Source organism: Kitasatospora sp. NPDC058115 (assembly GCF_042884635.1).
Lineage (GTDB): Bacteria > Actinomycetota > Actinomycetes > Streptomycetales > Streptomycetaceae > Kitasatospora.
Map to the genome: position 1 here is coordinate 44623 of NZ_JBHVTL010000023.1, position 13918 is coordinate 58540.

Genomic DNA, 13918 nt, shown 5'->3' on the forward strand with positions numbered 1-13918 from the left:
GGCGCGGCGGGCGGCTACTCCAGGCCGGCCAGCACCAGCGGCAGCCGGCGCGCGCCGCCGTCGGTGAGCTTCACCGGCACGCCCCAGTCCTGCTGGTGGACGTGGCAGGCCGGGTACTCGATCGCCGGGTCGTCGTCGCAGGACGCCGCCATCGCCGAGACGTGCAGCACGCCCTCGGTCACCGTGTCGGAGAGCACCAGCTCGCGGGAGAGCGCGCTGTCCGCGCCCGCGCCGGAGACCAGCAGCTCGGGCGGGGTGGCGCTGACCAGCAGCCGGGTGGACGGTCCGTAGCGCTCGTCCAGCTTCTGGCCGGTGGGCGCCCGGAAGACCACGTCGAGGCGCAGCGCGCCCGGGGCGACCTCGGTCGCGGCCCGCTGGGTGCGGTGCGCGACCGCGTCCACCCGGACGGCCTCCTCGGGCAGCCGCAGCCGGGTCAGCCGGTGCCGGGCGGACTCGACCACCACGATGTCGCCGTCGACCAGCACCGCGCCGGACGGCTCGCGCAGGTCGGTGGCGAGCGTGCTGACCTCGCCGCTCGCCGGGTCGTAGCGGCGCAGCGCGTGGTTGTAGGTGTCGCTGACGGCCACCGAGCCGTCCGGCAGCACGGTGACGCCCAGCGGGTGCTGGAGCAGGGCCTGCGCGGCCGCGCCGTCCCGGTGCCCGAAGTCGAACAGGCCGGTGCCGACGGCGCTGTGCACGGCCTTGGTTTCACGTGAAACCCAGCGCAGCGCCGAGGTCTCGGAGTCGGCGACCCAGAGCCGCTCGCCGTCCGCCGACACGGCCAGGCCGGACGGCTGGGCGAACCAGGCCTCGGCGGCGGGACCGTCGACCAGGCCCTCGTTGGTGGTGCCGGCCGCGACGCCGACCGTGCCGGAGGCCGGGTCGTACGCCCACAGCTGGTGGACGCCCGCCATCGCGATCCACACCCGGCCGTCGAACCAGGCGACGTCCCACGGCGAGGAGAGGTCGACCTCGCGGGCCGGGCCCTCGGTCGCCGAGCCCTGCCACCACTGGCGGCCGGTGCCGGCCAGGGTGGTCACGGCGCCGTCGGAGAGCCGGACGCCGCGCAGCGCGTGGTTGACGGTGTCGGCGACCACCAGGTCGTAGTCGGCGGTGCCCTCCGGCAGCAGCACGAGGCCCTGCGGCTCGCTGAACCGGGGGCCGGTGCCGTCCACCAGCCCGCGCACGCCGTCACCGATCCGGCGCACCACGGTCTCGCCGTCGGCCTCCAGCTCGACCAGCGAGTGGTGGCCGGAGTCGGTCACCAGGAAGTGGCCGTTCGGCAGCCGGACGGCCTTGCCCGGGAACTTGAGGTCCCCGGCGGTCGGCTCGGGCGCCACGTACGGGCCGTCGCCGCGCCGCAGGGTGCCCTTCGCCGCGTGCTCCGCCTCCAGCTCCTCGACCAGCCGGGCGAGCGCGTGCGCGTGCCCCTCGCCGGCGTGCTGGGCGACGACGTAGCCCTCCGGGTCGATCACCACCAGCGTCGGCCAGGCCCGCACCGCGTACTGCTTCCACGTCGCGAGCGCCGGGTCGTCCAGCACCGGGTGGTGCACCTCGTACCGGTCCACCGCGTCCACCACGGCCCGGTGGTCGGCCTCGTGCACGAACTTGGGCGAGTGCACGCCGACGATCACCAGCGTGTCCCGGTGCTTCTCCTCCAGCTCCCGCAGCTCGTCGAGGACGTGCAGACAGTTGACGCAGCAGAACGTCCAGAAGTCCAGAATGGTGATCTTGCCCCGGAAGTCGGCGAGCGTCAGCTCCTTGCCGCCGGTGTTCAGCCAACCGCCTGCCCCGACCAGCTCGGGGGCGCGTACACGTGCACGAGATGCCATAACTCCATCAAACCGCACCCGCCCGGCCCGCATTCCGCGGCGGGGCGGGCGGGCGGTGGCGGGGCGGGCGGGGTCCGGTGGCTCAGACGATGAGGTGGGGCAGGAAGCGGGCGCCCTGGTGGGTGATGGGGCTGTCGTCGGTCTCGCGGATGCCCAGGCCCGCGGCCTCGCCGTCGACCACCCAGGTGCCGAGGACGGGGCGGTTGCCGTCGAAGTCGGGCAGCGGGTGGAGCTGCTGGTAGCAGTGGCCCTCGGCGCCGTAGCGGTCCGGGTCGCCGGCCCAGTCGGCGAGCCGGGTCTCGCGGCCGCCCGGCTCGACGATGCGCACGCCCGCGCCCTCACGGCCGAGCAGCGGCTTGGCGGCGTAGCCCGGGCCGTCCGGGCCGGCGAGCTCGCGCGGGCCGTCCAGGTAGGCGGGCAGCAGGTTGGGGTGGCCCGGGTACAGCTCCCAGAGGACGGCCAGCAGCGCCTTGTTGGAGAGCAGCATCTTCCAGGCCGGCTCGATCCACAGGGTGGAGCCGGTCGAGCCGCCGTGGTCGACGACGTCCAGCAGCTGCTCGCCGAACTCGTCGGAAGCCAGCCACTCCCACGGGTAGAGCTTGAACGCGGCGCGCACGAAGCGGTGCTCCAGGTCGACGAAGCGGCCGGACAGGCCGTCCCAGCCGATGTCCTCCACGGCGATGCCGACCGTCTCGATGCCCGCCTGCCCGGCGCACTCCTGGAGGTAGAGGGTGGTCATCCAGTCCTCGCCCTCGGTGTCGCCGCGCGAGTGCGCGAAGTGCACCGGGCCGGGCGGCAGCAGGTGCTTCTGCCGGGCCCAGGCGGCGACCAGCCGCTCGTGCAGCGAGTTCCACTGGTCGGCGTGCGGGAACCGTTCCTCCATCCAGAACCACTGCGGGCCGGCCGCCTCGATCAGCGAGGTCGGGGTGTCGGCGTTGTACTCGAACAGCTTCGCCGGGCCGGTGCCGTCGTAGGCGAGGTCGAACCGCCCGTAGAGGGTGGGCTGTTCGTCGCGCCGCCGCCAGGACTCGGCGACGGCGGCGGCGAGCCGCGGGTCGGTGATGCCGTAGTCGGCGAACCGGCCGGTGCGGACCACGTGGCCGGCGGCGGCCAGCGACATCTCGTGCAGCTCCTCGACGACCTCCTCCAGCGCCTCCACCTCGGGCAGCGAGAACTCGTAGTAGGCGGACTCGTCCCAGTAGGCGTGCGGGCCGCCCTGGTTGCAGGGGTCCGAGCACATCGCGTAGATGAGGCCCTGGCCCTCGACGGTGGCCAGCCAGTCGGGGCGGGGTTCGACGGTGCGGCGGCGCACGGCGGATCAGCCCCCGCCCGAGCCGCTGGAGCCGGACGGGCACCCGAAGCCGCCGCGCTTGGTGGCGGCCTTGTCGAAGGTGCCGCCGGTGGCGGTGGTGGCGCCGGAGCCGCAGTAGTACCAGCGGCCGGCGGTGGTGGTGCCCTTGGTCGTGCAGGAGTGGCTGTCGAGGACCTTGAGGGTGGCCGGGTCGACGCAGCGGCTCGGCGGGTTCTTCCCGGAGGAGGACGAGCAGCCGGAGAGGGCGAGCGCGAGGGTGCCGACCATGCCCAGGGCGACGAAGCCGGAGCGGCGGCGGGCGGGGGCGCCCGGCGCCGTGGCGCGGGGCCCCGCGACGGAGGGTCCGGCGGCGGCCGTCGCGGCGGCGACAGGTCCGGTGGCGTCCGGTGTCCGGGTGGAACCGGCGGGCGGCGGCTGGGTCATGGCGTCCGATGGTACGCGTGGTCCGGATGGTGCGGGAGGGGTCCGTTCCCGCTCGGAACCCGGTCGTGATGGGTTATCTTTTGCCGATCCTTGACCGCGGGAGGGGGCCTGCGCGCGGCCGGCCCGCTTTCGGCGGGCGACCTGTGACACCGACCCGGGGGGCGGACACCCATGAACGACATCCTGCACGGTCTCGGCGCGGCGGCGGCCTTCGGCGGCGTCGGCGTGGTCCTGCTGCTGCTCGGCATCGTCCTGGTGGACGTCCTGACGCCCGGCAAGCTCGGCCGGCAGATCTGGGTGGACCGCAACCGCAACGCCGCCGTGCTGCTCAGCTCGGCACTGCTCGGCATCGGCGGCATCGTCTTCACCGCGATCCTCTACACCTACGAGGACTTCGGGAAGGGCCTGGTCTCCACCGTCTGCTTCGGCGTGCTCGGCCTGGTGCTGATGGCCGTCGCGTTCTGGGTGGTGGACGTGCTGACGCCGGGCAAGCTGGGCGCGATCCTGGTCGACCCGGAGCCGCACCCGGCGGTCTGGGTGACCGCCAGCTGCAACCTCGCGGTGGCGGCGATCGTGTCCGCCTCGATCGCCTGATCCGGCCCGTTCAGGAGTGCGGGGCGTCGTTCAGCACGTGCTGGCGGCCCCAGGCGCCCAGCGGCGCCAGCGCCTCGTTGAGCCGGTGCCCGGCGGGCGTGAGCGAGTACTCGACCCGGGGCGGCACCTCGTCGTACGAGGCGCGGTGCACGATGCCGTCCGCCTCCAACTCGCGCAGGTGGGCGGCGAGCACCTTCTCGGTGACCCCCGGCACCTGGCGGCGCAGCTCGCCGAAGCGCAGGTGCGGCCGCTCGCCCAGTGCCCAGAGGATCAGCACCTTCCACTTGCCGCCGATGACGTCCATCGCGGCGTCGATCCCGCAGACGTACGCACCGGGCCTCGGCACGGTCACCGCCATCTCCTGCCCCGCCCCTTCGCCGGCCTGCTCGCTCACCTCAGGGTAACCACCCACTCCGAAGTGCGTACTTGATCGTTCCCGGGGCCCGAACGAGGCTGGCCAGCATGACACAGAACGCCGCTGACGCCGTTTCGAGGACCCCGCTCACCCCGCTCACCCCGCTCACCCCGCTCACCCCGCTCACCCTGCTCGGCCTCGGTGCGATGGGCACCGCGCTGGCCGGCGCCTGGCTGGCCGCCGGGCACCCGCTCACCGTCTGGAACCGCACCGCCGCCCGGGCCGAACCGCTCGCCGCCCGGGGCGCCGCCGTCGCCGCCACCGCGGGCGAGGCGGTGGCCGCCAACCGGCTGGTGGTGGTCTGCCTGCTCGACGACGCCTCGGTCGAGGAGGCGCTGGCCGGCGTCGACCTCACCGGCAAGGACGTCGTCAACCTGGTCACCAGCACCCCCGGCACGGCCCGCGCCCGCGCGGCCCTGGTGACCGGCCGGGGCGCCCGCTACCTGGACGGCGGCATCATGGCCGTCCCGCCGATGATCGGCGTTCCGCAGGCCGGACCGTACGTCTTCTACAGCGGCTCCCCGGAGCTGTTCGAGGAGCACCGCGCGACCCTCGCGGCCCCGGCCGACGCCCGGTACGTCGGCGCGGACGCCGGCCACGCCGCGCTGCACGACGTGGCGCTGCTGAGCGCGATGTACGGCATGTTCGCGGGTGTCGCGCACGCCTTCGCGCTGGTCCGCGGCGAGTCCGTCGACCCGCGCGCGCTGGCCCCGCTGCTCTCCTCCTGGCTCACCGCGATGACCGGCTCGGTGGCGGCCACCGCCGGGCAGCTGGCGGCAGGCGACTACACCGAGGGCGTCGTCTCCAGCCTGGCGATGCAGGTCGCCGGGGTGCCGACCTTCCTGCGCACCGCCGAGGAGCAGGGGGTGAGCAGCGAACTGCTCACGCCCTACTTCGAGCTGATGCGCCGCCGCCTCGACGCCGACCCGGCCCGGCACGGCGTGGAGGACCTCACCGGCGTGGTCGACCTGCTGCGCGGGTAGGACGCCCGCCCCGCCCTCTCCGGCCGGTGCCCCGCCCTCTCCGGCCGGTGCCCCGCCTCCCGGTCAGTCGGCCGCCGGGCGGTCGGCGGCCGGGCGGCGGCGCAGGGCGGGGTCGGTCAGGGCGCGGGGCCGCCAGACGCCGTCCGGGGGGTAGACGTCGGTGCCGGGCGGCACGATCGCGTCGATCCGGTCCAGGGTGGCGTCGTCGAGGACGAGGTCGGCGCCCTTGAGGGCCGCCTCCAGCTGGCCGGGGGTGCGCGGTCCGATGATCACCGAGGTGACCGCCGGGTGGGCGAGCGGGAAGGCGAGGGCCAGTTCGGGCAGGGTGCGGCCGAGGTCCTCGGCGACGGCGGTCAGCTGCTCGACGGCGTCCAGCTTGGCCTGGTTGACCGGCAGCGCCGGGTCGAAGCGGGCCGGCATGAGGGCGGCGCGCCCGCTGCCGAGGTCGACCGGCCGGTGCTTGCGGTAGCGGCCGGTGAGGAAGCCGGAGGCGAGCGGGGACCAGGTCAGCGCCCCCATGCCGAGCCGCCGCACGGTCGGCAGGACGTCCCGCTCGATGCCGCGGGCGAGCAGCGAGTACGGCGGCTGCTCGGTGCGGAAACGGGGCAGGCCGCGCCGCTCGGCGACGCGGTGGGCCTCGACGAGCTCGTGGGCGGGGAAGGTCGAGCAGCCGAAGGCGAGGATCTTGCCGGCCCGCACCAGGTCGCCGAGGACGGCGAGGGTCTCCTCCAGGTCGGTGTCCGGGTCCGGCCGGTGCACCTGGTAGAGGTCGATCCGGTCGGTGCGCAGCCGGCGCAGGCTCTCCTCGACCTCCCGGACGATCCAGCGGCGGGAGTTGCCGCTGTGGTTGCGGCCCTCGCCCATCGGGAAGTGGACCTTGGTGGCGAGCACGACGTCGTCGCGGTCGCCCCGGGCCTGCAGGGCCTTGCCGACGATCTCCTCGGACTCGCCCGCCGAGTACATGTCGGCGGTGTCGACGAAGTTGACGCCCGCGTCGAGCGCGGCGTGGACGATCCGGGCGCAGTCGTCGTGGTCGGGGTTGCCGATCGCGCCGAACATCATGGTGCCGAGGCAGTAGGTGCTGACCTCGATGCCGGTGCCGCCGAGCGTGCGGTAGCGCATGGTGGTGGTCCCCCTCGTGGTGCGTCGGTGGTGCGTTCCGTTCGGTGATCCGCCTGCCGAACCCTAGGAGTTGGAGTGCGCTCCAGGGCAAGCGGAAAGCTCCCCCGGCGGGGGGAGCGGGCTCGTTCCGGTGGGCGAGGCGCGGGCGGTCCGCCCGCTGCGAGCGTGACGGCATGACGACGACGCGCGGGTGGCGGGGGCGGCGGTGGCCGTCCCGGCGGTGGTGGGCGGACGTGGGGGCGGACGCGGGGGCGGACGGGCGGGCGGTGGCCGCCTGGGGCACCGGGTACGCGGTGTTCGGCGCGGGCTGCGCGCTGGGCGGGACACCGCTGCCGGGGGCGCCGCTGTTCGGCGCCGCCGCCGCGGGCTGGGCGGTGGCGGCGGTGGGCCTGGCCGCGGTGGCGGCGGGCGCGGCCCTGGCCGCCGGCGGGCCGCGCCCGGCGCTGCGGAAGGTGCTGTGGGGGCTGTGCGGGCCGGCCGGGGCGGGCGCGTTCGGCCTGCTGATGGACGTGATCACGCTGCTGTTCGGGCAGGGCGTGGACAGCGGCCCGGGAACGGCGCAGCACCTGCTGGCGGCGCTCGGCACGGGTCTGCTCGCGGGCGCGGCGCGCCCCGGGGCTCCCGCCGTCGCCCTGGCGGACGGCGACCCCGGCGACCCTGGCGCCGCCGTCCCCGTCCCCGGCGTCGCCCCCGTCCCGTCGGCGGCCCCGGGGGCGGTCCAGCTGACGGCGCTCGCGGGGAGCGCGGCGTTCGTCCCGTACGTCGCGATGAAGCTGTTCTGGGCGTCCGGCGGCACCTTCGCCGGGGTGAGCGGGGCCGATATGCACGCCGCCGCGGTGCGCAACGGCGCCTCCGGGATCTGGCTCACCCTGGAGTCCTGGGGCCTGGACGGGACGGCGCTGCTGGCGGGGCTCGGGGTGTTCCTGCTCTGGGGGCTGGTCCGCCCCTGGGGGCAGGTGTTCCCGCGCTGGACCCTCCCGCTGGCCGGGCGGCCGGTCCCGCGCTGGCTGCCGCTGGCGCCCGCCCTGCTGGGCGCGGGGACGCTGGCGCCGTACGGGGTGGTCGGCGTCGGCTGGTCGGCGCTGGCCACGGCGGGGGTGGTGGAGGTGCCGCGCGGGGACTTCCCCACGGCGGCGGACACCCTGCTGGTCGCCTGGATCGGACTGGGCGCGTTCGCCGTGTACGGGACGGCGCTGGCGGTGGCGGCCCGTTCGTACTGGCGGCGCACCGCCCGGCGGCCCGGGCGGGCGTTGCCGAAACAGCAACGAAAGTTGCCTCCCGCCCGGTGGTCGGCGCAGCCTGGCGGTGGAGGTGATCGCCGTGAGTGACACGCGAACCGGAACCGTTCCCGAGTACCCCGCCGCCGCCGACGGCCATGACGTCGTGGTGGTCGGCGGCGGCGCCGCCGGGCTGAGCGCGGCCCTGGTGCTGGCCCGGGCCTGCCGCCGGGTGGCCGTGGTGGACGCGGGGCAGCCGCGCAACGCCCCGGCCGCGCGGATGGGCGGCTTCCTCTCCCGGGACGGCGTGGCCCCGGCCGCGCTGCTGGAGGCCGGCCGCGCCGAACTGGCGGGGTACGGCGTCGACCTGTTCGACGCCCGGGTGGACCACATCGAGCCGGTGCCGGCCGCGGACGCGCCCGCCTTCGACGTCCACCTGGCCGGCGGCCCGGCGCTGCGGGCCCGCCGGGTGGTCGTCGCCACCGGTCTGCGCGACGGCCTGCCGGAGCTGCCCGGCCTGGCCGGACGCTGGGGCCGCGATGTGCTGCACTGCCCGTACTGCCACGGCTACGAGGTGCGCGACCGCCCGCTCGGCGTGCTCGGCACCCACCCGGGCGCGGTGCACCAGGCCCTGCTGGTGCGCCAGTGGTCGGCGGACGTGGTGCTCCTCGCGCACACCCTGGAGGTCTCCGCGGACGACCACGCCAAGCTCGCCGCCCGGGGCGTGCGGGTCGTCGAGGGCGAGGTCGAGCGGGTGGTGGTCACCGACGACCGGCTGCGCGGCGTCGAACTGGCGGACGGCACGGCCGTGCCGCGCGAGGCGGTGTTCCTCTTCCCGCACATGGTGCCCCGGGACGCCCTGCTGTTCGGGCCGGCCTGCGCGCGGGACCCGCAGGGCTGGGTGGCCACCGACCGCACGGGCCGCACCAGCGTGCCCGGGGTGTGGGCGGTGGGCAATGTCGCCGACCCGCGCGCCCAGGTGGTCACCGCCGCCGGAGCGGGCGCCGCGGCGGCGTTCGCGCTCAACCACGACCTGGTGGACGAGGACGTCGACCGCGCCCTCGCCGCCGCCTGAACCGATCCACCGAGAGGACGGAGTCCCCCATGACCCGGCACGCCCACACCCCTCAGCCGGCCCACGACCACGGCCATTCCCACGCCCACCACGGCCACGGCCACGGCCATGACCACGGCCCGGGCACCGACGTCGACTGGGACGCCCTCGCCGTCCACCTGGAGCGCGAGGCCGGCGTCCAGGCCCCGGCCGTCACCGAGGCCGCCCGGTGGCTGGGCGGGCTGCTGGACGCCACCCCCGTCCGCCGGGTGCTCGACGTGGGCAGCGGCCCCGGGGTGATCGCGGGGCTGCTCGCGGACGCCTTCCCGGCCGCCGAGGTCGTCGCCGTCGACCAGTCCGCCGCCCTGCTGGAGCGCGCCCGGACGCGTTCGGTCGGCCGGGTCGCGACCCTGCGCGCCGACCTGCCGGAGGACTTCGGCACGCTCGGCGCCGCCGACCTGGTCTGGTCCGGCAACGCGATCCACCATCTCGGCGACCAGCAGGCCGCGTTGACCGCGCTGGCCGCGACCCTGCGCCCGGGCGGCGTGCTGGCCGTCGCCGAACGCGGCCTGCCGGCCCGCTACCTCCCGCGTGACCTCGGTGTCGGCCGCCCGGGCCTCCAGGCCCGGCTGGACGCGGCGCACGAGGAGACCTTCGCGGCGATGCGCGCGGCCGTCCCGGGCACCGTGGCCGTGGTCGAGGACTGGCCGGCCATGCTGGCCGCCGCCGGCCTGGTCCCGGCCGGCAGCCGGACCTTCCTGGTCGACCACCCGGCCCCGCTGGACACCCCGGCCCGCGAGTTCCTGTACGTCCAACTCGCCCGCCGACGCGAGCAGTTCGCCGATCTGCTGGACGACGCCGACCTCGCCGCCCTGGACGCGCTGCTGGACCGCGACGCCCCCACCGGCATCCTCGCCCGTCCCGACGCCTTCTACCTCGCGGCCCTCACCGTCCACACCGCCCGCGCGGCCTGATCCCCGGGGCCCGCCCCCGGGTCAGCGGTCCGGCTTGCGGTGCCGGCCCGTCCCCCTGCGCAGCAGCGGGACGGGCGCGTCCGTCTGCGGGAACACCGGCTGCGGCCCGCCGGGCGGCTGCGGGCGGACGATCAGCGGGTAGGCCGCGGCGTAGTTCTCGGCCACCGCGACGGGCTGCCAGGTGTGGCCGTCCCACTCGACCACCAGCCGGGGGACGTCCTGGAAGAGGTGCGCCGCGCGCCGCGGCCCGGGCGCGAGGGTGATCGCGTCCCGCGTCCCCGGTGCCCGGCGGCGGCGCGCCCGCTCGGCGTACCACTCGGCCAACGGCTCGTCCTCGGCGTCCATCGTCGGCACCTCCCTGGCGGATCGGTCGGGGACGGCCAGTCTCGCCGATCCGCCGTGGGCCGGGCGATTCCACGATCGGGTGAAAAACCGATGGACGGCCGCCTCCGTGAGGGAGGCGGCCGTCCGTCATCGGCCCTCCGGCGAGGGCCGGCCGCCTACGCGCCGCCGCCGAAGCGCTCGGTCCAGGTGGCCAGGTCCTCGTCGGTGATCTTGGCGAACAGCACCGGCGGCACCGTGAACGGCGTCCCGGCCGGCACCGCGTCCAGCGCCCGCGCCGCGTCCGCGTCCACCCAGGCGGCGGTGCGCGTGGGGGCGTCGGCCGGCAGCGCGAAGGCCTCGCGCATCGCCTGCGCCGCCGCCGGGATGAACGGCTCGGAGACCACCGCGTACAGGTGGATGAGGTTCATGGCCGTGCGCAGGGTCAGCGCCGCCGCCTCCGGGTCGGTCTTCACCTGCAGCCAGGGCGCCTTCTCGTCCAGGTAGGCGTTGCCCGCGCTCCACAGCGTGCGCAGGCTCTGCGCCGCCTTGCGGAAGTTGAGCGCCTCCAGCTGGGTCTCGTAGTCGGCCAGCAGTTCGGCGATCTGCGCGCCCAGCCGCTCCTCCGCCTCGCCCGCCGGGTGCCCGGCCGGCACGTCGTCGCCGAACCGCTTGCGGCTGAAGGACAGCACCCGGTTGACGAAGTTGCCGAGGGTGTCGGCGAGGTCCTTGTTGACCACCGAGGCGAAGAGGTCCCAGGTGAAGCTGGAGTCGTCCGACTCGGGGGCGTGCGCCATCAGGAAGTAGCGCCAGTAGTCGGCCGGCAGCAGCTCCAGGGCGACGTCCGTGAAGATGCCCCGCTTCTGGCTGGTGGAGAACTTCCCGCCGTAGTACGTCAGCCAGTTGAAGGCCTTGACGTAGTCGACCTTCTTCCACGGCCTGCGCGAGCCGAGGATGGTGGCCGGGAACATCACGGTGTGGAACGGGACGTTGTCCTTGGCCATGAACTCGGTGTAGCGGACGGTGTCGTCCGCCTCGTACCACCAGGACTTCCAGTCCCGCTGCTCGCCGGCCGGGGCCGCGTCCGCCCACTCCTTGGTGGCGCCGATGTACTCGATCGGCGCGTCGAACCAGACGTAGAAGACCTTGCCGGCGGCCGCCAGCTCCGGCCACACGTCGGCCGGCACCGGCACGCCCCACTCCAGGTCACGGGTGATCGCGCGGTCCTGGAGGCCCTCGGTCAGCCACTTGCGGGCGATCGAGGAGGCCAGCACCGGCCACTCGTCGCCGTGCGCGGCGACCCAGTCCTCCACCTGCCCGGTCAGCTTCGACTGGAGCAGGAACAGGTGCGTGGTCTCCCGCACCTCCAGGTCGGCGCTGCCGCTGATCGCCGAACGCGGCTCCAGCAGGTCCGTCGGGTCCAGGACCCGGGTGCAGTTCTCGCACTGGTCGCCGCGCGCCTTGTCGTAGCCGCAGTGCGGGCAGGTGCCGACGATGTACCGGTCCGGCAGGAAGCGGCCGTCCGCGTTGGAGTACACCTGGCGGATCGCCCGCTCCTCGATGAACCCGTTGGCGTGCAGCTCGCGCGCGATCTCCTGGGTGATCTCCCGGTTCTGCGGCGAGGAGCTGCGGCCGAAGTAGTCGAACGACAGCCGGAAGCCGTCGTACACCGCCTTCTGCTGCTCGTGCGCCCGGGCGCAGAACTCCGCCACCGGCAGCCCGGCCTCCTGTGCGGCCAGCTCGGCGGGCGTGCCGTGCTCGTCGGTCGCGCAGATGTACAGCACCTCGTGCCCGCGCTGCCGCAGGTACCGCGCGTAGACGTCCGCCGGCAGCATGGACCCGACCATGTTGCCCAGGTGCTTGATCCCGTTGATGTAGGGGAGGGCGCTGGTGATCAGGTGCCGAGCCATCCTCGGATGCTCCGATTTCTCCCGCACGCACCCCTGTCCCGGAGTGCTGTGACGGGCGCAGGGTCTGGGGCTGCGGAGGGAACGGGGCACAGGCGCCGCCTCCCGGGCTGCCGGCCAGAGCGACGTTCCACTGTGGGCTCCCCAATCCTAGCGAAGCCCGCCCCGCCGCCTCGCGCCCATTTTCCCGGGTGCCGTGCCGGGAGCGGGCGCCCGCACCGGCCCCCGCGGGGTGCGGGGGCCGGTGCGGGCGGCGGGGAGGTCAGGCGACGAAGTGGTCGAACTCGCCGGCCTTCACGCCGAGGACGAAGGCGGCCCACTTGCGGGGGGTGGTGCGGACGATGACGGCGTCGTTCCTGGGGTCGCGGATCTCGACCATGCCGTCGACGGTGCGGATCTCCAGGGCGTCGTCGCCCTCGCCGCCGGGGGCGGCCTTCTGCCAGGTGTCCATCGGGAGGGTCTCCTTCACGGGATGAGGTGGTCGAACGCGCCGTGCTTGACGGCCTCGATGCACAGCGCGAACGTCGGGCGGGTGGTGGTGACGATCGCGTCGGGGGCGTCGGACTCGCGGAGCTCGATGCGGTCGCCGGCGGCCCGCACTTCGACGCACTGGTTGCTGTTGCCGCTCATCGAGGACTTCTGCCAGTCGGTCATCGGGGTTGCCGGCCTTTCAGGTCCGTCATGATGCGCCGGATGAACTCGTGGGTCTCCTCGGGGCCCAGGGCGAGCGAGTCGGACTCGGCGACGATGGCGCGGTAGGAGGCCAGGTCCGCCTCCGAGTCGATGAACTGCGGCCCCTGGGTGAGGTCGATCTGCACCGTGTCGAGTTCGGGCACCGGGCCGTGGGCGAGGAAGAGGTCCTCGCCGGAGCCCGGGTAGGTGTCGACCGCGAAGGGGATCGCCCGCAGGGTGACCCCGGGGCGCTCGGCGTCGTCGAGCAGGCTGGCCAGCTGTTCCCGCAGGACGGTGGGGCCGCCGAACTGCATCCGCAGCGCGGCCTCGTGTATGAACGCCGTGAACGGCCGCCCGGCGGAGAGGACCTGCTGGCGTTCGGTGCGGAAGGCGGTCCGGACGTCGGCGTCGTGGCGGGGGAGCGGCGGCCGCAGCCGGGCGAACATCGCGGCGGCGTAGCGGCTGGTCTGGAGCAGTCCGGGGATCGAGGTCGTGTTGAGGACGAGCAGCGACTCGGCGTGGTGTTCGAGCTCGGCGATGTCGAGCATGCCGGCCGGGACCCGGCCGCGGAAGTGGTGCCACCAGTGCTTGCCGCGGTCCTGGGTCATCAGGGTCAGGGCCTCGATCAGCGGGAGGTTGGCGCAGCGGCAGGCGGAGGCCCAGGAGCGGAGGCGGTCGGCGCTGATGCCCGACTTGCCGTTCTCCATCTGGGAGATCTTGGGGACGTCGGTGCCCAGGGCCGCCGCCATGGCCTTGGACGTCATGCCCGCGTGCTCCCGCAGCCTGCGCAGTTCCGAGCCGAGCCGTTGCTGGCGCACGCTGGGCGACAGGCGTGGTGGCATGCGCGTCTCTCCTCGGTCGGTGCCTCCGGTGCAGTTTGCCGCCCCGTGGACACCGGGTCCACAAGGTCGCTCGATGGGGTGAAGTGCGCCAGAAGCAGTAGCAACAGTTGCCCCTGGAACCCTAACGTCGTCGGCACGGGGCCGGCCTGCGCCGGCAGTCGGCTCCACCCCTCAACTGGACTGGAGACAGTCGATGTTGCTTCCACCGGGGACCGGGCCCGCGTTCGACGGGCCGCGCCGCGGGCGGCCG

The 13918-nt window shown here is 74.9% G+C and carries 15 protein-coding genes; 5 read left to right on the top strand and 10 right to left on the bottom strand.

Features of this window, described 5'->3' with window-relative positions:
- Positions 1–14 precede the first annotated feature (14 nt).
- The 3 genes from ACFVVL_RS24000 to ACFVVL_RS24010 all read right to left on the bottom strand — a co-directional run bounded on the left by ACFVVL_RS24000 (position 15) and on the right by ACFVVL_RS24010 (position 3567).
- Positions 15–1832: an NHL domain-containing thioredoxin family protein gene (locus tag ACFVVL_RS24000; RefSeq protein ID WP_387678438.1), complete on the bottom strand. Its 1818-nt coding sequence runs from the start codon at positions 1830–1832 to the stop codon at positions 15–17.
- An 82-nt stretch (positions 1833–1914) separates the two neighbouring features.
- Complete coding sequence (locus tag ACFVVL_RS24005) at positions 1915–3144, bottom strand: glutathionylspermidine synthase family protein (protein WP_380290467.1); 1230 nt, start codon at positions 3142–3144, stop codon at positions 1915–1917.
- A 6-nt stretch (positions 3145–3150) separates the two neighbouring features.
- Entirely contained in the window at positions 3151–3567 is a 417-nt protein-coding gene (locus ACFVVL_RS24010) for a hypothetical protein (RefSeq protein WP_387678441.1), read from the bottom strand.
- Positions 3568–3738: 171 nt separating this feature from the next.
- Between ACFVVL_RS24010 and ACFVVL_RS24015 the strand changes: the two genes are divergently transcribed.
- A complete protein-coding gene (locus ACFVVL_RS24015) occupies positions 3739–4161 on the top strand; it encodes a DUF350 domain-containing protein (RefSeq protein WP_380290463.1) in 423 nt (140 codons plus the stop codon).
- Between the two features lie 10 nt (positions 4162–4171).
- Here ACFVVL_RS24015 and ACFVVL_RS24020 read toward each other — a convergent pair whose 3' ends face one another.
- Positions 4172–4519 (bottom strand): winged helix-turn-helix transcriptional regulator, encoded by a 348-nt coding sequence (locus tag ACFVVL_RS24020; RefSeq protein WP_387678623.1) that lies wholly within the window; start codon positions 4517–4519, stop codon positions 4172–4174.
- Between the two features lie 104 nt (positions 4520–4623).
- On the opposite strand from ACFVVL_RS24020, the gene ACFVVL_RS24025 reads away from it, so the two are divergent.
- Positions 4624–5559 carry an NAD(P)-dependent oxidoreductase gene (locus tag ACFVVL_RS24025; RefSeq protein WP_387678444.1) on the top strand — a complete coding sequence of 312 codons (936 nt, stop codon included), beginning with the start codon at positions 4624–4626 and terminating at the stop codon, positions 5557–5559.
- Between the two features lie 63 nt (positions 5560–5622).
- Here ACFVVL_RS24025 and ACFVVL_RS24030 read toward each other — a convergent pair whose 3' ends face one another.
- The gene (locus ACFVVL_RS24030; protein ID WP_387678447.1) at positions 5623–6681 is read right to left on the bottom strand and encodes an aldo/keto reductase; all 1059 of its coding nucleotides are present in this window, start codon (positions 6679–6681) and stop codon (positions 5623–5625) included.
- A 173-nt stretch (positions 6682–6854) separates the two neighbouring features.
- Here ACFVVL_RS24030 and ACFVVL_RS24035 point away from each other — a divergent pair, with 173 nt between their 5' ends.
- Genes ACFVVL_RS24035 through ACFVVL_RS24045 form a run of 3 tightly spaced genes read left to right on the top strand, consistent with a single transcriptional unit; the run spans position 6855 to position 9926 of the window.
- Entirely contained in the window at positions 6855–8009 is a 1155-nt protein-coding gene (locus tag ACFVVL_RS24035) for a hypothetical protein (protein WP_387678450.1), read from the top strand.
- Complete coding sequence (locus tag ACFVVL_RS24040; protein ID WP_387678453.1) at positions 8002–8973, top strand: NAD(P)/FAD-dependent oxidoreductase; 972 nt, start codon at positions 8002–8004, stop codon at positions 8971–8973. The genes ACFVVL_RS24035 and ACFVVL_RS24040 overlap by 8 nt, the downstream gene beginning before the upstream one ends.
- 29 nt (positions 8974–9002) lie before the next feature.
- Positions 9003–9926: a class I SAM-dependent methyltransferase gene (locus ACFVVL_RS24045; protein WP_387678456.1), complete on the top strand. Its 924-nt coding sequence runs from the start codon at positions 9003–9005 to the stop codon at positions 9924–9926.
- A gap of 21 nt (positions 9927–9947) precedes the next feature.
- Here ACFVVL_RS24045 and ACFVVL_RS24050 read toward each other — a convergent pair whose 3' ends face one another.
- The 5 genes from ACFVVL_RS24050 to ACFVVL_RS24070 all read right to left on the bottom strand — a co-directional run bounded on the left by ACFVVL_RS24050 (position 9948) and on the right by ACFVVL_RS24070 (position 13668).
- Positions 9948–10271, bottom strand: a complete 324-nt coding sequence (locus tag ACFVVL_RS24050) for a DUF6087 family protein (RefSeq protein ID WP_380289269.1) — start codon at positions 10269–10271, stop codon at positions 9948–9950.
- A gap of 155 nt (positions 10272–10426) precedes the next feature.
- Positions 10427–12157: a methionine--tRNA ligase gene (metG, locus tag ACFVVL_RS24055; RefSeq protein ID WP_387678460.1), complete on the bottom strand. Its 1731-nt coding sequence runs from the start codon at positions 12155–12157 to the stop codon at positions 10427–10429.
- Positions 12158–12416: 259 nt separating this feature from the next.
- Positions 12417–12605: a DUF397 domain-containing protein gene (locus ACFVVL_RS24060; protein ID WP_380289265.1), complete on the bottom strand. Its 189-nt coding sequence runs from the start codon at positions 12603–12605 to the stop codon at positions 12417–12419.
- Positions 12606–12619: 14 nt separating this feature from the next.
- A complete protein-coding gene (locus ACFVVL_RS24065; RefSeq protein ID WP_380289263.1) occupies positions 12620–12808 on the bottom strand; it encodes a DUF397 domain-containing protein in 189 nt (62 codons plus the stop codon).
- A complete protein-coding gene (locus ACFVVL_RS24070; protein WP_380289261.1) occupies positions 12805–13668 on the bottom strand; it encodes a helix-turn-helix domain-containing protein in 864 nt (287 codons plus the stop codon). The genes ACFVVL_RS24065 and ACFVVL_RS24070 overlap by 4 nt, the downstream gene beginning before the upstream one ends.
- Between the last annotated feature and the right edge of the window lie 250 nt (positions 13669–13918).